Origin of the sequence: Parerythrobacter lacustris (assembly GCF_024626475.1) — a bacterium.
GTDB classification, from domain to species: Bacteria; Pseudomonadota; Alphaproteobacteria; order Sphingomonadales; family Sphingomonadaceae; genus Parerythrobacter_A; species Parerythrobacter_A lacustris.
In genome coordinates this window covers 205,995-227,908 of record NZ_JANKHH010000004.1, presented here as the reverse complement: position 1 = coordinate 227,908, position 21,914 = coordinate 205,995, and the positions used below count along the sequence as shown (strand labels likewise).

At 61.5% G+C, this 21,914-nt stretch carries 22 protein-coding genes; 13 read left to right on the top strand and 9 right to left on the bottom strand.

What is annotated here, in order from left to right:
* Positions 1 to 47: 47 nt before the first annotated feature.
* The 10 genes from NSO95_RS07645 to mazG are packed head-to-tail and all read left to right on the top strand — an operon-like array spanning position 48 to position 9,047.
* Complete coding sequence (locus NSO95_RS07645; RefSeq protein WP_257595596.1) at positions 48 to 1,067, top strand: lytic murein transglycosylase; 1,020 nt, start codon at positions 48 to 50, stop codon at positions 1,065 to 1,067.
* Positions 1,051 to 2,130 (top strand): SPOR domain-containing protein, encoded by a 1,080-nt coding sequence (locus NSO95_RS07640; RefSeq protein ID WP_257595595.1) that lies wholly within the window; start codon positions 1,051 to 1,053, stop codon positions 2,128 to 2,130. The genes NSO95_RS07645 and NSO95_RS07640 overlap by 17 nt, the downstream gene beginning before the upstream one ends.
* Positions 2,127 to 3,320, top strand: coding sequence for a D-alanyl-D-alanine carboxypeptidase family protein (locus tag NSO95_RS07635; protein WP_366519004.1), 1,194 nt, complete (start codon positions 2,127 to 2,129; stop codon positions 3,318 to 3,320). The genes NSO95_RS07640 and NSO95_RS07635 overlap by 4 nt, the downstream gene beginning before the upstream one ends.
* Entirely contained in the window at positions 3,317 to 3,955 is a 639-nt protein-coding gene (gene tmk, locus NSO95_RS07630) for a dTMP kinase (protein ID WP_257595594.1), read from the top strand. Before NSO95_RS07635 ends, tmk begins: the two co-directional genes overlap by 4 nt.
* Positions 3,952 to 4,911, top strand: coding sequence for a DNA polymerase III delta subunit-related protein (locus NSO95_RS07625; RefSeq protein ID WP_257595593.1), 960 nt, complete (start codon positions 3,952 to 3,954; stop codon positions 4,909 to 4,911). The genes tmk and NSO95_RS07625 overlap by 4 nt, the downstream gene beginning before the upstream one ends.
* Positions 4,904 to 6,472 carry a methionine--tRNA ligase gene (gene metG, locus NSO95_RS07620; RefSeq protein WP_257595592.1) on the top strand — a complete coding sequence of 523 codons (1,569 nt, stop codon included), beginning with the start codon at positions 4,904 to 4,906 and terminating at the stop codon, positions 6,470 to 6,472. Before NSO95_RS07625 ends, metG begins: the two co-directional genes overlap by 8 nt.
* On the top strand, positions 6,472 to 7,248 hold the full coding sequence (locus NSO95_RS07615) for a TatD family hydrolase (protein WP_257595591.1): 777 nt from the start codon (positions 6,472 to 6,474) through the stop codon (positions 7,246 to 7,248). Before metG ends, NSO95_RS07615 begins: the two co-directional genes overlap by 1 nt.
* Entirely contained in the window at positions 7,245 to 8,012 is a 768-nt protein-coding gene (locus NSO95_RS07610; RefSeq protein WP_257595590.1) for an MBL fold metallo-hydrolase, read from the top strand. Before NSO95_RS07615 ends, NSO95_RS07610 begins: the two co-directional genes overlap by 4 nt.
* Positions 8,009 to 8,182: a hypothetical protein gene (locus tag NSO95_RS07605; protein ID WP_257595589.1), complete on the top strand. Its 174-nt coding sequence runs from the start codon at positions 8,009 to 8,011 to the stop codon at positions 8,180 to 8,182. Before NSO95_RS07610 ends, NSO95_RS07605 begins: the two co-directional genes overlap by 4 nt.
* Before the next feature lie 49 nt (positions 8,183 to 8,231).
* Positions 8,232 to 9,047, top strand: coding sequence for a nucleoside triphosphate pyrophosphohydrolase (mazG, locus tag NSO95_RS07600; RefSeq protein ID WP_257595588.1), 816 nt, complete (start codon positions 8,232 to 8,234; stop codon positions 9,045 to 9,047).
* Here the strand turns inward: mazG and hflX are convergent.
* From hflX to dusB, 7 genes are all read right to left on the bottom strand, one after another.
* Positions 9,029 to 10,327: a GTPase HflX gene (gene hflX / locus NSO95_RS07595; protein WP_257595587.1), complete on the bottom strand. Its 1,299-nt coding sequence runs from the start codon at positions 10,325 to 10,327 to the stop codon at positions 9,029 to 9,031. The genes mazG and hflX overlap by 19 nt on opposite strands.
* A gap of 17 nt (positions 10,328 to 10,344) precedes the next feature.
* Positions 10,345 to 10,887 carry an RNA chaperone Hfq gene (gene hfq, locus NSO95_RS07590; protein ID WP_257595586.1) on the bottom strand — a complete coding sequence of 181 codons (543 nt, stop codon included), beginning with the start codon at positions 10,885 to 10,887 and terminating at the stop codon, positions 10,345 to 10,347.
* 146 nt (positions 10,888 to 11,033) lie between these two features.
* The gene (gene ntrX, locus NSO95_RS07585; protein ID WP_257595585.1) at positions 11,034 to 12,416 is read right to left on the bottom strand and encodes a nitrogen assimilation response regulator NtrX; all 1,383 of its coding nucleotides are present in this window, start codon (positions 12,414 to 12,416) and stop codon (positions 11,034 to 11,036) included.
* Between the two features lie 22 nt (positions 12,417 to 12,438).
* Positions 12,439 to 14,661 carry a sensor histidine kinase gene (locus tag NSO95_RS07580; RefSeq protein WP_257595584.1) on the bottom strand — a complete coding sequence of 741 codons (2,223 nt, stop codon included), beginning with the start codon at positions 14,659 to 14,661 and terminating at the stop codon, positions 12,439 to 12,441.
* Positions 14,662 to 14,748: 87 nt separating this feature from the next.
* Positions 14,749 to 16,161, bottom strand: coding sequence for a sigma-54-dependent transcriptional regulator (locus NSO95_RS07575; RefSeq protein ID WP_257595583.1), 1,413 nt, complete (start codon positions 16,159 to 16,161; stop codon positions 14,749 to 14,751).
* On the bottom strand, positions 16,154 to 17,239 hold the full coding sequence (locus NSO95_RS07570) for a two-component system sensor histidine kinase NtrB (protein ID WP_257595582.1): 1,086 nt from the start codon (positions 17,237 to 17,239) through the stop codon (positions 16,154 to 16,156). The genes NSO95_RS07575 and NSO95_RS07570 overlap by 8 nt, the downstream gene beginning before the upstream one ends.
* A complete protein-coding gene (gene dusB / locus NSO95_RS07565; protein ID WP_257595581.1) occupies positions 17,236 to 18,252 on the bottom strand; it encodes a tRNA dihydrouridine synthase DusB in 1,017 nt (338 codons plus the stop codon). Before dusB ends, NSO95_RS07570 begins: the two co-directional genes overlap by 4 nt.
* A 75-nt stretch (positions 18,253 to 18,327) precedes the next feature.
* Here dusB and NSO95_RS07560 point away from each other — a divergent pair, with 75 nt between their 5' ends.
* Genes NSO95_RS07560 through NSO95_RS07550 form a run of 3 tightly spaced genes read left to right on the top strand, consistent with a single transcriptional unit; the run spans position 18,328 to position 20,525 of the window.
* On the top strand, positions 18,328 to 19,494 hold the full coding sequence (locus NSO95_RS07560; protein ID WP_257595580.1) for a bifunctional 2-C-methyl-D-erythritol 4-phosphate cytidylyltransferase/2-C-methyl-D-erythritol 2,4-cyclodiphosphate synthase: 1,167 nt from the start codon (positions 18,328 to 18,330) through the stop codon (positions 19,492 to 19,494).
* Between the two features lie 3 nt (positions 19,495 to 19,497).
* On the top strand, positions 19,498 to 20,028 hold the full coding sequence (locus NSO95_RS07555) for a hypothetical protein (RefSeq protein WP_257595579.1): 531 nt from the start codon (positions 19,498 to 19,500) through the stop codon (positions 20,026 to 20,028).
* Positions 20,025 to 20,525 carry a CinA family protein gene (locus tag NSO95_RS07550; RefSeq protein WP_257595578.1) on the top strand — a complete coding sequence of 167 codons (501 nt, stop codon included), beginning with the start codon at positions 20,025 to 20,027 and terminating at the stop codon, positions 20,523 to 20,525. The genes NSO95_RS07555 and NSO95_RS07550 overlap by 4 nt, the downstream gene beginning before the upstream one ends.
* On the opposite strand, the gene NSO95_RS07545 is transcribed toward NSO95_RS07550, so the two are convergent.
* Complete coding sequence (locus tag NSO95_RS07545) at positions 20,486 to 20,947, bottom strand: type II toxin-antitoxin system RatA family toxin (RefSeq protein ID WP_257595577.1); 462 nt, start codon at positions 20,945 to 20,947, stop codon at positions 20,486 to 20,488. The two genes, NSO95_RS07550 and NSO95_RS07545, sit on opposite strands and share 40 nt — an antisense overlap.
* Positions 20,947 to 21,891 (bottom strand): lipoyl synthase, encoded by a 945-nt coding sequence (gene lipA, locus NSO95_RS07540; protein WP_257595576.1) that lies wholly within the window; start codon positions 21,889 to 21,891, stop codon positions 20,947 to 20,949. Before lipA ends, NSO95_RS07545 begins: the two co-directional genes overlap by 1 nt.
* Positions 21,892 to 21,914 lie beyond the last annotated feature (23 nt).

Here is a 21,914-nt window from a genome sequence, read left to right as displayed (position 1 = left end):
CGCCCTTTGCCATTCCGCGTTCATCGCCGCTGTGCCACAAAAGGCGCATGGATCGGGGCAGAATCAAACTCGCTTTTCTCGCTGCTGCTGCGTTCTTGGCCGCATCGCCGATAGCAGCACAAGATACATCCTTCGATGCCTACCTGCAGCTGGTAATTGCCAAGGCGCGCGCCGAAGGGGTCAGCGAGCCGACGATCCGGCGGATGACCTCCGGTCTCTCGCCCAACCCGCGAGTGATCGCGCTCGACCAGAGCCAGCCAGGCACTGCCACCAGCTCGGGCTATCCCATGCTCGCACCGTATCTGAATACCCATGTCGATTCGGCCCGGATTGCCGGTGGGCGCAACATGTTCGCGGCGACGCGAGGCTTACACGACCGCATCGAAGCTAAATACGGTGTCCCGATGCCGATCGTGATGGCGATCTGGGGTCATGAAACCAATTACGGGAGCTACAAGGGCGATTTCGACCTTGCCCGCTCGCTCGCCACGCTGGCGTGGGAGGGCAGGCGGCGCGAATTGTTCGAGGGCGAGTTCATCGCGCTGCTCAAGGTCGCGGATCGCGGGTATGATCGAAGCGAACTGGTCGGCAGTTGGGCCGGCGCGTTCGGCAATCCGCAGTTTCTGCCGAGTGTCTACCTCCGCCTCGCTACCGACGGCGACGGCGACGGCCGGGCCGATATCTTCAGCAACCGCGCCGATACACTCGCGTCGATCGCACGCTATTTCCAAGATGCCGGTTGGCGGCAGGGCGAGCCATGGGGTGTCCGCGCCAGCGTGCCGGACGGGTTCGACTGGCAGGCGGTCGCAACGAAGGCGAAATCACCCGTCTGCCCGCGCGTACACGAGCGCCACAGCCAATGGAAAACCGTCAGCGAATGGCGCGCGCTGGGGGTACAGCCGCAGAAAGCGCTGGACGAAAATACAATGGCTTCGCTGTTCCAGCCCGATGGTCCGGGCAAGCCTGCGTGGCTCTTAACCGCAAATTATAGGGTTATCCTCGAATATAACTGCTCGAACTACTACGCGATGAGTGTGGGATTGCTTGCAGATGAGATTGCCCCGTGACCCGTATAGCCGCCTTGCCGTCATTGGCCTGAGCCTTGCCCTTGTAGCCTGCGGGCGCGGGGGAAATGATCTGGCAGAGCTCGGCTCGGCCTCTACCTCGGTCGCAGGCGAGGCCTTCGGGCCGGCGGCGGATTATCCTGTAGTGCTGGGCGATCCGTATACCGTGGACGGGCAGGTCTTCACTCCCTTCGATACGATGAACTACGACGAGGTCGGCTACGCAGCGTACGATGCGAATGGCGCAGACGGTATAACCGCTTCGCACAAGACACTGCCGCTGCCGAGCTATGTCGAGGTTACCGCGCTCGATACTGGACGTACCACCCTTGTTCGGGTCGAGCGGCGCGGACCGATGACCGGCAGCCGCCTGCTGGCGCTGTCCCCTGCGGCGAGCGCCCAGCTCGGCATCGCCGAAGGTGCTCCGATCCGCGTGCGCAGGGTAAACCCTCCCGAGGACGATCGTGCCATGCTTCGGGCTGGTGCTGCTGCTCCCGAACGAATGGAAACTCCGGCATCGCTGCTTGCCGTGCTCAAGCGCAAACTGCCGGGGAACGGCTCGACCAGTCTGGCGGTTGCACCCCCGGCAACGAATGCTGGCGCCGTCGCGGTTGGAGCCATCGCCCAACCGGCAGCGATTGAACCGGCACCCTCGCGCGTTGCCGTCGCGCCATCGACAGCCCAGCGCTTCGATGCGACCATGAGTCAGAGCCGCAGCGCGGTGAAGGCCTATCCGCTTCCTCCGCTCTCGGGTGTGTCGCGCGTGCAATCGCCCGCCTCTGTGAGAGCAGCGGCGCCCGAGACTGTTTCGCCTCAGGCACCAGCGCGCGTCGCGGCAGTAAACCCAGCTTCCCGCGATGGAGCATTCGTCGTGCAGGCAGCCGCCTTCTCGCAGCAAGCCAACGCAAGACGCGCGGCCGATGCGGTCGGCGGCTTCGTCGAGAAATCCGGATCACTCTATCGCGTCCGCATCGGGCCGTTTGCAAGTCGTGGACAGGCAGAAGCCGCGCTCGCCAAGGCACGCGCTGCGGGCTATAGCGACGCTCGCGTTTACCCCACGGGATAGGTCGCCGGGTTGCCCGGCGGAGGAGCCAGGCAGCCATTCGATTTCTAACCGCCTTTGCTGTTCTCGGCCTGACTTTTGCGACAGGTTCGACTGCTGCTAACGGTCCATCGCCGCTGAAAGCTGTCACTACCGACGCGCCCGTTGCCCTGCTGGTCGACATGGACAGCGGACAAACCTTGGTCGCGCGCAACGATCGCCATCGCTTCATCCCCGCCTCCGTGACCAAGGTCATGACGTTATATCTGGCGTTCGAGCTGATCGATCGCGGCAAACTGTCCCCCGATCAGCTCGTCACCATGCGTGATGTCACGCAGGCCGAGTGGGATCGCAAGGGTTCGACCATGTTCATCCGTCCGGGTCAGCCAGTGTCGCTCGACGAATTGCTTGCCGGGATTGCCGCGATTTCGGCCAACGATGCAGCAATCGCGCTGGCAGAGGCTGCGGGTGGTTCGGTTGATGGCTGGACCGCGATGATGAACGACGAGGCGCGCAAGCTCGGGATGCGCGACAGCCATTTCACCACGCCTAACGGCTGGCCTGACGACGGCAAGACTTTCACATCGGCGCGTGATCTGGAGGTGCTGGCCCGCGCCCTGATCCGGCGACACCCCGAAAAGTACAAGCGCTATTTCGGTCGCGATGGCCTCGCGTTCAACGGTGTCGCGCAGGCCAATCACGATCCGATTACGCGCCGCGTGCGCGGCGCCGACGGCATCAAAACCGGCTTTACGAATGAGGCAGGGCATACATTCCTCGGCAGCGCCGAACGCGACGGGACCAGACTGATCATGATCCTCGCCGGGGTCGAGGATTACGAGGACCGGGGCATAGTCTCGCGTGAGCTAATCGAGCGGGGCTTTGCCGATTTCGACCGGATCACTGTGTTCCGCAAAAATGCGACCATCGGGACCCTGTCGATCCAGGACGGAACGATCGATCGGGTGGCGCTCAAGGCCTCGCGTGATATCCGGGTTGCCGTGCCGAAGGGGGAGAGGCCGCAGATCGTGCTGACCGTGCGATATGCGGGTCCGGTTCGCGCACCGATCTCGCCGGACGTCGCAGCAGCCATGCTAGAAGTAAAGATCGAAGGTATGGAACCCGTGAATTTCCCGCTCCTACCGGCACAACAGGTCGATCAGGCCGGATTCTTTCGGCGGATCGGCAATGGAATGAGAAGTTGGTTCACATGAGGCGCGGCAAGTTCATCGCCCTGGAAGGCGGCGAAGGAACGGGAAAATCCACCCAGTCCCGCTTGCTGGCCGACTGGTTGCGCTCACAGGGCCGGGACGTCGTCTTGACCCGTGAGCCCGGCGGCACGCCCGGTGCTGAGGCAATCCGGTCGCTACTCCTCGATCCTCCGGGTGACGGTTGGGGCAGTCGGGCCGAAGCCCTGCTGTTCGCCGCCGCGCGCTCCGACCATGTCGAGAAGCTCATTCGCCCGGCAATGCTCGCGGGCAAATGGGTTGTCTGCGACCGGTTCATCGATTCGAGCCGGGCATACCAGGGTGGGGCGGGCAAATTGGGAGACGATGCCGTCCAGAAACTCCATGCCATCGGCAGCGAGGATCTGAGGCCGGACCTGACATTCCTGATCGTCGTTCCGGCGCAAAAGGTCGCCTTGCGCCTCGCCCGGCGTGACGGGGAATCCAGCGATGCGATCGGCGGCCGTGACGCGGCTTATCACCGGAGCGTGGGTGAGACATTCGAAGCAATCGCTGCGACGGAGCCCGAGCGTTTCGTATTGATCGATGGCGATGCCGCGCCGGAGCAAGTCCATTCCCGGATCGTCTCGGCCATCTCCTCGACGCCGGATCTGCGAGCATGAGCATGATCGGGCATGACGAGCCATGGCGGCAGTGGCACGCAGCTGCGGACGGGCCGCGAATGCACCACGCCTGGTTGCTGGCCGGGAAGAAGGGCTTGGGCAAGATGCATTTCGCGCTTGAGGCAGCATACAGGATGGTAGGTTCGGGCCCTGTGCCGGATCAAAGCCATCACCCTGATGTGATTGTTCTGTCGCACGGCCCGAAAGACGAAAAGGAAGAGAAGAAGCAAGCCGAGGGCAAGCCGTTCGAACTCGCCCGCAGCATCAGGGTCGGCCAGATCCGCCTGATGCAGCGGCGGCTTACCACCCGACCGACCATGGGCGACAAGCGCGTGGTCATCATCGACCCGGCCGATGATCTCGAGCGTAATGCGGCCAATGCGCTGCTCAAGAGCCTCGAGGAGCCGCCGGTGGGCACTTTCTTCCTCCTCGTATCGCATCGGCCTGCGCGTTTGCTGCCGACGATCCGGTCCCGATGCCGGCTTTTGCGGTTTTACGCGTTGACCGACGAACAGGTAGAACTGGCGGTAAAGCGACACGCACCCGACGCACAGGGTGCTGCCGTTGCGGCGGCAGTGGCAGCAGCAAAGGGATCCCCGGGGGGCGCGCTCGATTTCGTCGAGCACGACCTCGGCAGACTGTATGGTCTGATGCAGCAACTCGTCGCTGAGGGTGATCGTGATTTCACCCTGCGTGGCAGATTGGCGGAAATTGTCGGCGCGCGGCCCGACCGGGATGCACTCCAAGGGATATTCGAACTCGGCCGCTCGGTTCTGGCAGCACGCCTCGAACAGGCAGACCGGCCGACGCAAGGGGCAATCATCGCGGCACATGAAGAGATGGTCCGACTTGCGCGCCAAGCACCGACCTACAATTTCGATGCCGGATTGCTCGTGACGCAAATCGGCAGCTTGCTAGCCTCTGCCGCGCCCGCTAGCGAGCGGGCCAATGTCTGAACCTTTCTACATCACCACCGCGATTAATTATCCCAACGGTCGACCGCATATCGGCCATGCCTACGAAGGGATCGCGACTGACGTCGTTGCGCGGTTCCATCGGGCGCGCGGCCGCGATGTCCGCCTGATTACCGGGACCGACGAGCATGGTCTCAAAATGGATCAGACGGCGCGCAAGGCGGGCAGGGACACGATCGATCTGGCAACCGAAATGTCGGGCTATTTTCGTGAGATGTGCGCCGTACTGAACATCGGTTACAGCGAGTTTGTCCGCACGACCGAGTCACGCCACCATGCTGCGAGCACCGAATTGTGGAAGCGGATGGAGGCGGCCGGCGACCTCTATCTCGACCGCTACGAAGGCTGGTATTCGATCCGTGACGAGGCCTTTTACGACGAAGGCGAACTGACTGCGTGCGAGGACGGGGCGAAGCTTTCGCCGCAGGGAACCCCGGTCGAATGGACGGTCGAGGAAACCTGGTTCTTCCGCCTGTCGAAATACCAGGACCGCCTGCTCGCGCATTACGAGCAGCACCCCGACTTCATTCGCCCCGAAAGCCGACGCAACGAAGTTCTGCGTTTCGTAGAAGGCGGGCTGAAGGATCTCTCGGTCAGCCGCACCAGCTTCGACTGGGGCGTGCCGGTGCCCGACAGCGCGGGGCACGTGATGTATGTCTGGGTCGATGCGCTCACGACCTACATGACCGGCGTGGGCTTTCCCGACGATCAGGGGGAGATGTTCCAGCGCTACTGGCCGGCCGACATCCACATGATCGGCAAGGATATCGTGCGCTTCCACGCGGTGTATTGGCCCGCATTCCTGATGAGCGCCGGGCTGGCCTTGCCGAAGCAGATTTATGCTCACGGCTTTCTCCTTGCGCGGGGCGGGGAAAAGATGAGCAAGAGCGCAGGCAATGTGGTCGATCCGATGGAGCTGGCCGAACGGTTCGGGGTCGATCCGCTGCGCTATTTCTTCATGCGCGAGATCGCCTTCGGGCAGGACGGCAGCTATTCGGCCGAGGCGATCGTGCAGCGCGCGAACGGCGAATTGGGCAACGCTTTCGGCAACCTCGCGCAGCGCACGCTCGGCTTCATCGCGAAGAACCTCGACGGCAATCTGCCGGCCATCCATGCGCACGAGGCTGCGGACATCGAACTGCTCGATGCGGTAGCGAAGGCAGTGCGAACAGACATGCCCGCTGCGTTCGAGACACTTGCGCTGCAGCAGGGCGTTGAAGCGTGGTTGCAAGCGTGCTTCGCCTGCAACGCCTATATCGACACGCAAGCCCCTTGGGCGCTGCGCAAGACCGATCCGGAGCGGATGGAGACCGTGCTCGCCACACTCTATATCTGCATTGCCCAACTGGCGGTTGCGATCGAACCGGTCATTCCGGCAAGCAGCGCCCGGCTGCTCGATACAATGGGCATCGCGCCCGAATTACGGTCCTACGAAGCGATCGGATCGCACTGGTATTCTCCGCTGGCAGAAAGTGGCTTCAGAATTGAAAGCCCGCAGCCTCTGTTTCCGCGCCTCGAAATGCCCGAAGATGCTGCGTGCTGATGCTGATCGATAGCCATTGTCACCTCGAGTACAAAGGGCTGGTCGAGGATCAGCTAGCCGTACTCGCACGGGCGCGCGCCGCCGGGGTGGGTGGCTTCCTCAACATCTCGACCCGCGAGAGCGAATGGGGCCAGGTGGTCGCCACTGCCGAGCGTGAGGGCGATGTCTGGGCCAGTGTCGGCATTCACCCGCACGAGGCGGACGCGCACGAGGACCTGGGCCGCGAGAACCTGCTGAGAGCCACCGGAAACGACCGGGTCATCGCTATCGGGGAGACCGGCCTTGATTACTACTACGACCGGTCGGACCGGCAGGTGCAGCGCAACCTGTTCCGGATGCATATCGACGTCGCACGGGAAACCGGCTTGCCGGTCATCATTCATACCCGCGATGCGGAAGCGGATACTCTCCAGATTCTGGAGGAAGAAATCGGGAAGGGTGCCTTCCCTGCGTTGATCCATTGTTTCACCGCCTCAGCGGGCTTCGGTCGCAAGGTACTCGACCTCGGGCTGACGATCTCGCTGTCTGGAATCGTCACTTTCAAGAATGCTTCCGAGCTTCAGACAGTGGCGGCGGAAGTTCCGGCAGAACGCCTGCTCGTCGAAACGGACAGCCCGTTTCTTGCACCTGTCCCGCATCGCGGAAAATCATGCGAACCCGCCTTCGTGCGCAACACAGCCGAATTCGTTGCAGGACTGCGCGGCGAACCTTTTGAGCGATTGGCGGAACAGACAACTGGAAATTTCTTCCGGCTGTTCGCCAAGGCAGCGGCATGAAACTGGTCATGCTCGGTTCGGGCACATCGACCGGTGTACCGCGGGTCGGGAACGACTGGGGCGCATGCGATCCAGACGAACCCCGAAACCGGCGCACGCGCGTATCGATCATGGTTGAAAGCAATGCCGGGCAACGCTTGCTGGTCGACACTTCGACCGACCTTCGTCAGCAGCTTTTGTCGAACGATATCGATAGGATAGACGGCGTTTTTTGGACGCATGACCACGCTGACCATTGTCACGGAATCGACGATCTGCGGGCGCTTCGCTTTTCGCGCAAAGCTGCGATCCCGGGCTACGGTTCGACGGAAACCGTGAGGCGGCTCAGACAACGTTTCGACTACGTATTTGCGGGTCAATTCGGCTATCCTACCATCGTAAGTCTCGATACGCTGGACAGGATGCGGATGTGCGCAGGTTTCGGTGTCGAGTGGTGCCAGATGCCGCACGGACCGACCGAGACGACCGGTTTCCGGTTTGAAACTGACGGCAAAGCAATTGGTTATGCGACGGACTTCAGTGCCATTAGCGCCGAGATGGTCGAACTGTTCGAGGATGTTGACATCCTCGTTACTGATTGTCTGCGGCGTGAACCGCATCCGACGCACGCGCACCTGGCGATGGCACTTGATCTAGCCAGGCAAACTTCGGCACGGCTGACCGTCCTCAGCCATCTCGACAAGAGCTTGGATTACGCCACATTGTCCGATGAGGTTCCGGCGAACGTAGTCGTAGGCTACGACGGATTGGAGATCGAAGCGTGACGGATAATGCGATCCTGATGATTATCTGGTCGTTCGGTGCGCTGATCCTGGTTGGCAGTGCGCTTGCGGCATACCGGCTTAGCTGGAAGCGTAGCATCACATTTGCTCTGATTTGGGCATCCTTCTTCGTAGTTGCGACCTTGCTTTTCCGCATGCTTGGGATGGCCTGACCGGATCATGGCGCATATTATTTAACATAATATATATTATCATTCCGAGATGTCCGACAGCATAGCCCGCCTCCTCCAGATCATGGCCACCCTACGTGACCCGGAACAAGGGTGCGAATGGGATCTGGCGCAAAATTTCAACACGATCGCGCCATATACTATCGAGGAAGCGTACGAAGTCGCCGATGCCATTTCTCGGCAAGACCATGAAGACCTGCGCAGCGAACTCGGCGACTTGCTGTTCCAGGTCGTCTTCCATGCGCGTATTGCGGAGGAGCAAGGGCACTTCACATTCGACGACGTGGCCAACACCATTTCGGACAAGATGGAAGCGCGCCACCCGCACATCTTCGGCGAACAATCCGGCACCATGAACGAACAACGGTGGGAGGATCTCAAAGCAGCTGAACGCGAGGCATCAGGAGCCACGAGCGCTATGGACGGGGTCGCGCTGGCGCTTCCGGCCCTGCAAAGGTCGGACAAGCTGCAAAAACGGGCTGCGCGAGTGGGCTTCGAATGGCCCGATATCGCGGGGCCGATCGAGAAGCTGCAAGAAGAACTGATGGAGCTCGAATCGGCCGACACCGACGAGGACCGCTTGCTCGAGGCAGGCGATATCCTGTTCGTGATCGTCAACCTTGTGCGCCGTTATGGAGTGGATCCGGAACAGGCCTTGCGTGCTTCCAACGCGAAGTTCGAACGGAGATTTCGCCGCATGGAGCTTCTCGCGACGGGAGACGGGCGAAACTTCTTCCAACTCTCACTCGACGAGCAGGAGGCCTACTGGCAACGGGTAAAAGCGGAAGAACGGCAGGGGGCAAGCCATGATGCCGCTCTGATCGCTGCTCAGAGCGATCGATACTGACCCAATTGCTTGGGAGTGAGACTGACGCGCATCCGGGTCGCCGGTGGCCCTTCCCCCGCTTCCTCCGTTTCCGACAGCACCCGCCCATGCGAATGAAGCCAGGCGATGCGATGGCCCTCGCCCGCCGGGACCACAAGTTCGTGAACGGTTGCCCCCTCGGTTAGAATTTCATCAATCCGCTCCAGCAGGCTGTCAACACCCGTCCCAGTCCAAGCCGAAATGGGCACCCACTCGTCATTTGATGATGCGAGATTCCGTACCGCCTGAAAGTCATCCTCGTCGAGCAGGTCGACTTTGTTCCAGGCTTCGACGATCGCAATCTTGCTCGACCCGTCGACTGGGTCGATCACGCCAAGGTCGGCAAGAACGGCAAGCACCTGTTGCTTTTGCGCCTGGGCTGACGGATTGGCGATATCACGGACATGGATGATGATATCCGCGCCGGTCACTTCTTCCAAAGTCGCGCGGAAAGCTGCTACCAGCTGCGTCGGCAGATCGGAGATAAACCCGACCGTGTCGGAGAGGATCGCCTTTTCGACCCCTGGCAACCGAACGGCGCGCATGGTCGGATCGAGCGTGGCGAAGAGAAGGTCTTCCGCCATCACGTCCGCCCCGGTCAAGCGGTTGAACAGCGTCGACTTTCCAGCGTTGGTGTAGCCAACGAGCGCGATGACTGGCCATGGTGCCCTGCCTCGCCTCTGGCGGTGAAGCGAACGGGTCTTGCGTACCTGCTCGAGCTCGCGGCGGAGCTTGCCCATTCGTTGCCGGATCATGCGTCGGTCGGCTTCGATCTGGGTTTCGCCCGGTCCGCCAAGGAACCCGAAGCCGCCGCGCTGCCGTTCGAGGTGGGTCCAGCTGCGCACCAACCGGCTCTGCTGGTATTCGAGGTGGGCGAGCTCGACCTGCAAGCGCCCTTCCGCTGTCGCTGCCCGTTCACCGAAGATTTCGAGGATCAGCCCGGTCCGATCGATCACCTTGCGCTTGAGCTCTTCCTCGAGATTGCGCTGCTGGATCGCCGAAAGGGCTCCATCAACGATGACCAGTTCCGCTTCGTTCTGCTCGCACAACGTGCCGAGATTGGCGACTTGCCCCGAACCGAACAGCGTGTTGGGGCGGACAGCGCGGACCGGAACGATCAGGCTGTGGGTAATCTCGATCCCGATAGCAAGAGCGAGCCCTCTCGCCTCCTCAAGCCGTTCCTCGGCGTCGAGCGCGTAAGTCTGCTTGCGAATATCGGGACACACGACAAGGGCCCGCGCACCGCGCGAGACCTCGCCCATCAGGTGATCATCGAAGGTCAGTCGTCTTCGCCTTCCCAATCGCCCGAAAGGTCGATCGGCGTCACCGGCTGGATCGTCGATACGGCATGCTTGTAGACCAGCTGCACATAGCCTTCGCGCTCAAGCAGCATGCAGAAGAGATCATAGGCGGCGATCCCGCCCTGCAACATTACGCCGTTGACGAGAAACATCGTCACCTGGGCATCGGAATCGCGGACGCTCCCGAGAAACACATCCTGCAGCAGGCGCTGCTTCCGATTGGCGTCCTGGCTGGGAAAAAGACCGGAATCCATTGGTGAACTCGGCATGATCGTGCTGATCGCATGCTTGTAGACCAGCTGCGATTGCCCATCGCGGCGGAGCAGGATCGAGAAGTTATCGAACCAGGTGATGATCCCCTGCAGCTTGACACCCTTGACCAGAAACATCGTCACGGGTGCCTTATCCTTGCGGAGCGCATTGAGAAATGCATCCTGCAAGTTGCCGGTCTTCGGGGCTTCTTTGGTCTTTTCCGGTTTTTTGGCCACCGGCCGCGCCGACAGCGTACGTCCTTCGGACATTGCTTTTTGCTCCATTATTGGCGGTCGCCCGTTGGGACTCCGCAATCTGGCGCATCCGAGAGAGAGTTGCGCCGAGTCACCAGAAATTATGGGGCTGCTGTTGGAATTTACAACCGCAATTTCGGTTTGTCACAAGATTGCCGCGCTTAGTCGTCCTCGCTCTCTCTCCGTTCGCCCATCCCCAGGAGTTTGAGCTTCCGGTGAAGCGCGGAGCGTTCCATCCCGATAAAACCGGCAGTTTTGGAGATGTTGCCCGAGAAACGGCGGATCTGGATACTGAGATACTCCCGCTCGAAGCTCTCGCGGGCTTCGCGCAGCGGGACGCCCATCAAGGCAGAAATTCCCCCGCCACCACCCAGCCTGCCCCCTGTAACCTCGCTCGGCAGCATGCTCGCCTCGATCGTCCCGATTTCGTCACGGGGGGTAAGGATGATCGTTCGCTCGACCACATTGCGTAGCTGGCGGACATTGCCCGGCCAATCATAGGCCTGAAGCGCGGCCATGGCTTCTTCGCAGATTTCCGGAGCCGGGATGCCTTGCTCGGCGGAATAGCGGGTGAAGAAATGTTCGGCCAGCGCCGGAATATCGTCCCGGCGCTCTGCCAGCGACGGCACCGAAACAGGCACCACGTTGAGCCGGTAGAACAGATCCTCGCGGAACCGCTTCTCTTCCATTTCCTTCTCGAGATCGCGCGCAGTCGAAGAAACCACACGAACATCCACACGGATCTGGCGGCTTCCGCCTACGCGCACGAAGCTCTGCTCGGTCAGGACGCGCAGGATTCTTGCCTGGGTCGAGAGCGGCATATCCGCGATCTCGTCCAGATATAACGTTCCACCATCTGCAACCTCGAGGAGCCCCTGTCGCACCAGCTTGCCCTTGGCTTCTTCACCGAACAATTCCTGCTCGAAGCGTTCCGGCGTGATGCGTGCCGAATTGACGATGACGAAGGCGTTGTCAGCCCGTGTACTCCAACTGTGCAGCAGGCGTGCGGCTACTTCCTTGCCGGCGCCCGCAGGACCGCTGATGAGCACCCTGCTACCCGTTCCTGCCACCCGCTTGAGCGTCGCCCGGACCTGGTTGATCGCAGTAGAGTTGCCTGTGAACTCTTCGCCGCTCGAAAATCCCTGACGCAGCCGGGTGTTTTCACGCCGCAGGCGCTCGGTCTCGGTGGCGCGTTCGACCAGAAGCAACAGACGCGAGGCCTCAAATGGCTTCTCGATGAAATCCATCGCGCCTCGGCTCACGGCGGAGACCGCTGTGTCGATATTCCCGTGGCCCGAGAAGATGATGACCGGCAATTCCGGCTCGCGCTGCTTGATCGCATCGAGCACTTCGAGCCCGTCCATCGGACTCCCGTGCAGCCAGACATCCAGCAGGACCAGGCTCGGCCGCCGTTCGTCGATCGCGGCAAGCGCGGAAGAGCTGTCGCCGGCAGTTCGGCAGTCGTAGCCCTCGTCGGACAAAACTCCCGATACGAGTTCGCGAATATCGCGCTCGTCGTCTACCACCAGAATATCTAGGGCCATGCGCGCGCTCCGATTTCCATAGTCACTTCCTGTTTTCCTGGAGTCCGGCGGACGGATCACGTGCGAAGCGCAGCGATACTCTAGTGCCACCCTCAACCGCGTTGGCGAAGGCCATTTCCCCTCCGTGCTCCTCGACGATCTTGTTAACGATCGCGAGGCCGAGTCCCGTCCCCTTTTCACGGGTGGTAACATAGGGTTCTGCGATGCGTTCGCGGTCCTGCGGCAGGCCGACGCCATTGTCCTCGATCACCACGCGAAGGAAATCGTGTTCAGCGTACAACTGCACAGTGACACGCCCACGATAGTCTGGTTCGGAACCCGCCGCCTTGGCTTCGACCGCCTCGACCGCATTTTTCAGAACGTTGGTCAACGCCTGACCGACCTGATGGCGATCGCAATTTAGCATCGCGTCACCATCGATTTCACTAGTCAGCCCGAAGTCGATCTGGGGATGTGCGACCTCCTGCAGAAACAGGGCTTGTCGAACCAGGTCGAGACCGTCTTCCATCCGGAACACCGGCTTCGGCAAGCGGGCGAAGGATGAGAATTCATCAACCATCTTGCGCAGGTCACCGACCTGCCGCACAATCGTGTCGGTCAGATCGTCGAACAGTTCGCCATCAACCTCGATCAGCTTGCGATAGCGCCGCTTGAGCCGTTCGGTTGCCAGCTGAATCGGTGTCAGAGGGTTCTTGATCTCATGCGCGATGCGGCGTGCGACATCGGACCATGCGGCCTGCCGCTGGTCCAGCAACTGTCGGGTGATGTCTTCGAAAGTGATCACCTTCCCGTCGGCTGTTTCGGTAATCTTGACCGCCAGCGTCAGGAGTTCTCCGTCCTTGGTGTGCGACACGACGCCACTTGGCATTCCCGCCTCGAGCAGGGCCGCGATTTGCGGTGCAACCTCTGCGATCTTCTCGTGAACCGGAGCGACCCTGTGGGAGCCAAGCAGAAGGTGCTGTGCCGACGAGTTCATCAATTGGACGAGACCATCCTTGTCGAGCGAAATAATGCCTGCCGTAACTGACTCGAGCAGCGCCTCCATGAAGGCGCGCCGCTGATCGAGCTGTGCATTCGCACCGACCAATGCATCCGTCTGCTTCTCGATCTGGGCAGTCATGCGATTGAATGCGCGGTTGAGCAGGCCGATCTCGTCGGGTCCGGTGCGGCCCTCGATGCGCAAGGCAAAATTCCCGGCTCCGACCTTGCCTGCGGCGACCACCAGGTCGGTCAGCGGCTGAACCTGCCGATCGGCGAACCGCAAGGCGAACCAGACTGCCAGCCCGACAAGCGCCAGCGCCACGAAATACAATGCCAGATTGAAGCGGAGTTGCAGCGCTCGCGCGCGGCTGGTCAGGACTTCATACGCGGCAGCGATAGATTTCGCCCGCTGCCAGGATTCGAAGCCGCGTACTTCCAGATTGCGCACGTTGTAGAGATAAATTCCGGCGCTCTTGTCGATCGGCACGAGAGACTCGATGCGCGCATCATTCGCTTCGACGACCGTTCGCTCGCCAGCTTTCAACCGGGCGATCACCTTCGATCCGAACACCCCGGGCTCGCTCGCCTCAGAGATGTCGTAAGTGGCCATTGTGCGCAGCGAACCATCGTCCACTTCCTGCAGGATCGCCGATTCGTTGATCTTGCGTCCACTCATCTGATAGCTGACGAATTCGACGAAAGCGCGATCGGTGAAGGAAGTCTGCTGGCTGTTCTGGAAATAATAGCGGAGATCGCCCGCCATCGCCACGGATTCGTCAGAGACCTGCACCTGGTTGTCGACATAATACTCGCGCGCCATGTCGTTCGCATTGCGCATCAGCCCGCGCGAGTTGTCAGAGAACCAGAAATCGACCCCCGACTGGAACAGGAATGCTGCAAAACCGGCCACCAGCAGGGTCGGCACGGCCGCTACCATCGAAAAGAAAAACACCAACCTGACGTGAAGCCGCGCCGTGCTCCCGGCTGCCCGACGCAGGGCCATCCGACGTCCGAACAGCACGATCAGCGCGAGCGATGGAATGAGCGTCGCGATGAGCAAGGTCGCGACCTGTGCGGACGGAAGGAGCTGCCCTCCCGGTGGTGCGTTGGTGAACACATACCAGGTTGCAAAGATCATCGTCGCGACCGCCATCGCCGCGAAAATCTCCAGCCAGAGGAACACATTCGCTCGCCGTGCGGCGATGTTGAATTGTCGCCACCAGCGGGGACTCTTGCGAGTAAAGGAAGCTGCGCCCTCGGCCATCGTTGCCCACATACAACGCCAGTGTTGTATTTTTGCAAGCCCAAATCGCTTTGGGGTGCGACAAGCTCGCCTCGCAGCAGCCAGAATTTAGCGTCTCGAGGAGTATTCCTCGGGCTCGATCGAAAGGTCGTCCAGCTTCTTTCTCAAGGTGTTGCGGTTGATCCCCAGCAAAGCAGCAGCGCGCAGCTGGTTTCCCCCGGTCTCCTCCAGCGCCCATTCGAACAAGGGCCGCTCGAAGGCATGGAGCGCCCGGTGATAGACCGTGCCCCTGCACGGGCTGGTATCCGCTAGCCAGTTGGAAAGCGCCGCACCGAAACTGCCGCCGCCGACCAGCGGCACCTCGGTGAGGGGCTGTTCGATGATATCGGCAACCGCCGATTCATCGATCACATCATCGCGCGCAAGCAACGCCAAACGATAGACCGCATTGCGCAGCTCGCGGACGTTGCCGCGCCACTGCTGCCGCGACAGAACGGCAATCGCCTCATCCGACAATTGGCGTGCCGGCAGGCCTTCGGCAGCGGCAAGCTTCAGGAAGTGCCGTGCCAAGGCGGCTATATCTTCGCTCCGCTCGCGCAGTGGCGGCATCTGGATCGGTACGACATTCAGCCGATAGAACAGATCCTCACGGAACGAACCCGCCGCAATCATTGGATTGAGGTCCCGATTGGTCGCGGCAATGATCCGCACATCGATGGCAATTTCTTGCCTTCCGCCGACGCGCCGGATCCGCCCAGACTGGAGCGCCCGGAGGAGACGGGTCTGCGCATCGAGAGGCATGTCACCGATCTCGTCGAGAAACAGGGTGCCGCCATTCGCCTGTTCGAACTTGCCGATGGCTTGCGACACCGCGCCGGTAAAGGCACCTCGCTCGTGCCCGAACAGCTCGCTCTCGATCAGGTCGCCCGGAATTGCCGCCGCATTGACGGGCACGAAGGGGCCGGATTTCCGGTGCCCCAACTGGTGGATCGCTTCCGCCACCAACTCCTTGCCGGTGCCCGATTCGCCGAGCACGAGCACGGTGAGGTCGTTGCGCAGGACCCGGGTAATCATGCGATAGACGACTTGCATCGCCGGGCTGCGACCTACCAACGGGAGCCCGTCGCCAGCATCGCTATCTTCAGGCTCGGCCTTCGTAGTCGCGCCGACAGCCTGGTGAACCGCCTGGATAAGCTCGTCGAGGTCGAACGGCTTGGGAAAATATTCGAACGCGCCCGTCTCGGTCGCGCGCACCGCAGTGTCGAGCGTATTTTGCGCCGACAGTACAATTACCGGCATCTCGGGCCATGCCTTTTGGACGCGGGGCAGGCTTTGAATGCCGTCACCGTCGTCGAGCATCACGTCAGTCAGCATGGCCGAGAACGATCCGGCACCCAGCTCCCGATCACGGTCTGCTATGCTTGCACACCTCGTGACCTCGAATCCTTCGGCCTCAAGCGCAGTACTGACCACCTTGGCGATGGCCTGGTCGTCCTCGACGAGCAGGATTGCTTTAGCCATTCGCAGTCTCCGGCGGCCGGTCCGAAAGCGCAAGATGGATCTTGAATATAGTAAGGCCCGCCTTCGGGTCGCGCCGATGGCTCACCCTTCCCCCCATGTCACCGACCATCTTTTTCACCAGCGGTAAACCGAGGCCCTGCCCGTTCCTCTTGCTGGTAACGAAGGGCTCGAAGATGTGCTCTGCCAGCGAGGGATCGAGGCCGGGACCATTGTCCGCCACCGAGACCTCGATGGGCAGGCGAACCGCCGTGCCGAATCGGAGCACGTTGGCGGCAAGGCCGCTAACGAACCGCGTCCGGATGGAAATCCTCGGCTCGTCGCGATCGCTGCAAGCGTCAATGGCATTCACGATGAGGTTGATCAGAACCTGCTCAAGCAAGTCGCGGTTGGCAAGCACCGGCGGCAGGGACGGATCGAACTCCTCAACGAATTCGACCATTGTACCCGGCCGGGCGCGTGATGTCGCTATGGCCTTCCGTATCGACTCGTGAAGGTTGACCGGACCGACCGGTTCCTGGGTATTGCTTCCCAGTTCCTGCATCCGGTCGATCAAGCGGGCGATTCTGTCAACCTCTTCGGAAATGACGTCGGTCAGCGCCCGATCGCCTTGCTCGAGCTTGCGGGCAAGCAATTGTCCTGCGCCGCGAATGGCCGCGAGCGGATTCTTGATTTCATGGGCGAGGATCGAAGGGGCCTTCAGCGATACGTCCGGCCCGCTGTTCGCTGCCATGTCTTCTTGCCCGGCGTCGGTCAACGTCAGCACGCGCCACCCGAGATGGGTCGACAGCGGGCTGACCGTGAGGTTCACCCTTCGCTCATGCCCGGCGATACCGATCATCACTCCCCGCGCGATAAGCTGGGCATTCTCTCGATCGAGACGATTTTCGACCCCGCTGCCGCGCAGGTCGAGCAAGTCCGATAAAACCATTCCGACGAGCCGCTTTGCACTCTGCCCCAGCAGATCCTCCGCCGCGGGATTGGCCTCGACCACTACGAAATGAGGGTCGAGCACGATAAGCGCGAAAACAAGACCCGAGATTTGCGCTCGGGGATCGGGCGCTTTGGCGGACAAGGTCATGCCGCCCTGCGGTGTACGAATGGCTCATAAAACCGCTCGATTTCACCGAGCACCTGATCCGGGTCGTCGATGAAATTGACGAAATTGCGGAACTCGGCCGAACCATGCATGCCCTTGGTGTACCAACCCAGATGTTTGCGCGCGATCTTCGTGCCGACCTGCTTGCCATAATGATCGAGCATGGCGCGGTAATGTTCGACGAGGACGGAATATTGTTCGCGGAAGCCAGGAGTCTGGAGGGTCTCGCCCGTCCGCCACCAGTGCATTACCTGCCCCAGCAGCCACGGCCTGCCATAGGCGCCCCGGCCGATCATCAATCCGTCCGCACCCGAATGATCCAGCGCTTTCGCCGCATCGTCGATCGTACAGATATCGCCATTGACGATGACCGGGATCGAAACGGCTTTTTTGACCCTGCGGATGAAAGTCCAGTCGGCATGGCCCTTATACATCTGGTTGCGCGTGCGGCCGTGAACCGTAATCATCTTGACCCCGAGATCCTCGGCAATCCGGGCGAGCTCCGGGGCATTGAGGCTGTCATGATCCCAGCCCATGCGCATCTTGACCGTAACCGGCACGTTCACCGCATTGACGGTCGCTTCCATCAGTTTCGTCGCCAGTGGCACCTCGCGCATCAGCGCCGAACCCGCGAGCTGCCCGACAACCTTGCGCACCGGGCAACCGAAGTTGATATCGATGATCGCCGCCCCGTTACCCTGCTGCAGTTTCGCGGCCTCGGCCATGCTCTCAGGGTCGCAGCCCACAAGCTGCATCGAAACCGGTTCCTCGATCGCGTCCCACTCGGCTTTCTGGACGCTCTGACGCGTTTCGCGGATAGCGGCCTCGCTGGCGATCATTTCGGTCACGTTGAGACCCGATCCATAGCGCCGGACAAGGGTACGAAACGGCTTGTCGGTAACGCCGGTCATCGGTGCGAGGACGACCGGTGTCGCGATGCGGACCGGACCGATATCGATCGGATTTACTGGCGGAGGTTTGGGGAGATCGGTCATTGGTGGCTGTGCCTAAAATTTGGGCAGCGCTTATCGGATTGCGACTACCAGCGCAAGGCGCTAGCGCCCGTCCCGATGCTCGATGGTGCGCCCCCCTCCTCTACTCGAAGTCCGTTTGACGCGATCATTGTCGCCGGAGGGCAGGGACTGCGTGCAGGACAACCGATGCCCAAGCAGTTTGCGATCTGGCGAGGCAAGCCGGTACTTGCCCATTCGCTATCCGCATTTGGCGAGAGCGGCGCGGCGCGGATCATCGTGGTGGTTCCGGATCCCGCTGACGAGATGGCCCAGGCGATTGCCCAGCCCTTTCCCATGGCTGCGCTGGTCAAAGGCGGCGAGAGTCGACGCGAGTCCGTGCTAGCGGGGCTCGAGGCACTTGAGAGCTGTCCAACCGGCAGGGTCCTGATTCACGATGCGGCGCGACCCGGGCTTCGCCCGGCAGTGATCCAGCGATTGCTGGAGGCGCTCGATGGGGAGACGGGCGCTATCCCGGTTTTGCCGGTGGTCGACAGCATCGCGGTCGCGCGCGATGGACTGATGGCTGGAACGGCGCGGCGGGAAGAATTGCGCCGGGTCCAGACACCGCAAGCCTTCCGCTTCGGCGAAATTCTTGCCGCCCACCGCGCGTGGGATATCACGCGCGAAGCTGGCGACGATGCGCAAGTCGCGCAGGCAGCGGGACACGAAGTGCGCCTTGTCGAGGGCGACGAAGCGCTGCGCAAGCTGACATTCGCAGAGGATTTTTCCGTGACAGTGCCATCCGTCCGGATCGGCACCGGTTTCGATGTCCATCGTCTTGGCGCAGGCGAAGAGCTGTGGCTTGGCGGAATACGGATCGATCACAGCAGTGGACTTGTGGGCCACAGCGATGCCGACGTCGCATTGCATGCGCTGACCGATGCCATTCTCGGTGCTGTGGGTGCCGGCGACATCGGGCAGCACTTCTCCCCAGTCGATCCGAGATGGAGGGGCGCAGCATCCGACCAGTTCCTGACGCATGCCCGGCAATTGGCGAAGACCGCTGGATATCGCGTCGGCAACGTGGATATAACGATCATTTGCGAAGCGCCGAAGATCGGCCCGCATCGGGAGGCGATGGTCGAGCGGATTGCACAGATATTGGAAATTTCGCCGTCACAGGTTAGCGTCAAGGCGACCACGACCGAACGGCTGGGTTTTACCGGCCGGGATGAAGGGATTGCGGCTCAAGCCGTTGCGACCATGCTATCGGGAGATGCCTAGACTATGTCCGGACGAATTTGCAGGGCGGCCGGGGCCGCGCTTGGATTGATTGCGCTTTCGCAGCCCTACGCGGCTTATGGCCAGGCATGCGTGCCGCAGGCAGACCTGTCCGCCGGCATTGTCTATGCGATGCCGCTGATCGTGCAAGCTGTTGAGGGGCGTTGCAGCGCCACGCTCCAGACAGACGGCTATCTCGCGTTGCAGGGCGATGAGCTTAAGGCAAAATTCGCCGCGCACCAGGATGGCGCTTGGCCCGGCGCTTTGCGCCTGCTGGGCCAGTTCGCGGGCAGCGAAGACCCGAGTTTCGGGCAATTGATGCAATCCCTGCCCGAGGACGCATTGCGCCCCTTCGTCGACGCGATCGTGATCGAGAAGATCGGCGCGGAGATTAAGCCCAGGGATTGTTCGCGCATCGAGCGGGGACTGCAATTGCTGGAACCGCTGCCGGCGACAGGAACGGCCGAGTTGATCGCATTTCTCGCCTCGATGACGAAGTCTAAAGATATCGCCATTTGCCCGACGGATGGCGAGTGAGCGACGGCAACCTGCCTGCTGACGTGATCGCCTTGGCGCGGCGCGTCGTAGAAGCGAATGCAAAAATCGGGCGCACGGTCACCCTGGCCGAAAGCTGTACCGGCGGGCTGGTCGCCGCCGCTCTTACCGAGATTCCCGGTTCGTCCGCCGTGCTAGAACGGGGTTTCGTGACCTATTCGAACGAGGCGAAAGTCGAAACTCTAGGTGTCGCAACCGACATCATCGAGACTTTCGGAGCGGTGTCGATCGCCTGCGCCTGGGCCATGGCGCAGGGAGCGCTGGCGCACAGCAAGGCCGACGTCGCGGTCGCCGTTAGCGGGGTCGCGGGTCCATCGGGCGGAACGGATCTGAAGCCGGTCGGCACGGTCGTTTTCGCGCGGGCGATCAAGGGTGAAGACTGCAAGCAGGAAGGTGACATGCAGCGCTTCGGCGATCTCGGACGCGCCGAAATTCGTCGTCAGGCCGCGCTGGTCGCGCTCGAACTGCTGCTGCCGTAAAGCTCGGCTGCCCGCTCCTCGAAAGCCCCCATCAGCTTGCGAAACGCGCGGTCGACATACTGTCCGGCCAGTGCCTCGAACACGCGGCTCTTGAAGGTAAACTCGACCCGGAAATCGACTTCGCAACTCCGATCGCCAAGTGGCGTGATGGACCAGCTGTTATCGAGGTTGCGCATTGGGCCATCGACATAGTGCACGACGATCCTGTTCGGCCGCTCCTTCGCGACCCGCGAGGTGAACTTCTCGCGCAGCGATTTGAACCCGACCACCATGTCGGCGAGCATCTCGGATTCGCTGTCTTCCCGAACCCGTGTCGCCACGACCCACGGCAAGAACTCCGGATAACGCGCAACATCGGCGACAAGGTCGAAAATCTGCTCAGCCGAGTAGGGTAGCTGGCGATGTTCGTGGATCAGCGGCATCAGGCCCGTTCGGGTTTCGCCAGCTTCGCTTCGCGTGCAGATTTCATCTGGGCGAAATCGTCGCCAGCGTGATAGCTGCTGCGGGTCAGCGGGCTCGATGCGACCTGAAGGAAGCCCTTCGCGCGCGCGATCGAACCATAAGCAGCGAAACTCTTCGGGGTGACGAAATCCGCCACCTTCGCGTGCCGGGGGGTGGGCTGCAAATACTGGCCCATGGTGATGAAGTCGACATCCGCGCAGCGCATGTCGTCCATCACCTGATGCACCTCGAGCCGCTCTTCGCCCAGCCCCAGCATGATGCCCGATTTGGTGAAGATCAGCGGATCGTGCGACTTCACCTCTTCGAGCAGTCGGAGCGATGCGTAATAGCGGGCACCGGGGCGGATCGTCGGATAGAGCCGCGGCACGGTTTCGAGATTGTGATTGTAAACGTCCGGCCCGGCTTCGCAAATCGCCTCGACCGCAGCTCGCATCTTGCCGCGGAAATCCGGCGTCAAGATTTCGATCGTCGTACCCGGCGTTTCGCGCCGAAGCGCCTTGATAACCTTGACGAACTGCCCTGCCCCGCCATCCGGCAGGTCATCGCGGTCGACACTGGTGATGACGATATGCTCGAGGACCATCTGGCCCGCCGCAATCGCAACATTCTCCGGCTCCATCGGATCGACCATGCGCGGCATGCCGGTCTTGACGTTGCAGAACGCGCAGGCCCGGGTGCAGACATCGCCGAGGATCATCACTGTGGCGTGCTTCTTTTCCCAGCACTCGCCGATGTTCGGACAAGCCGCTTCTTCGCACACCGTATTCAGCTTGAGATCGCGCATCAATTTGCGCGTTTCGTGATAGCCCTTGCTGACGGGCGCCTTGACCCTGATCCAGTCGGGCTTGCGCTGACGTACGGGACGTTCGCCATCCACACTGGGAGCTGTCGACAGGTCGTTCATGCAGGCCACTTAGGCGCGCCACT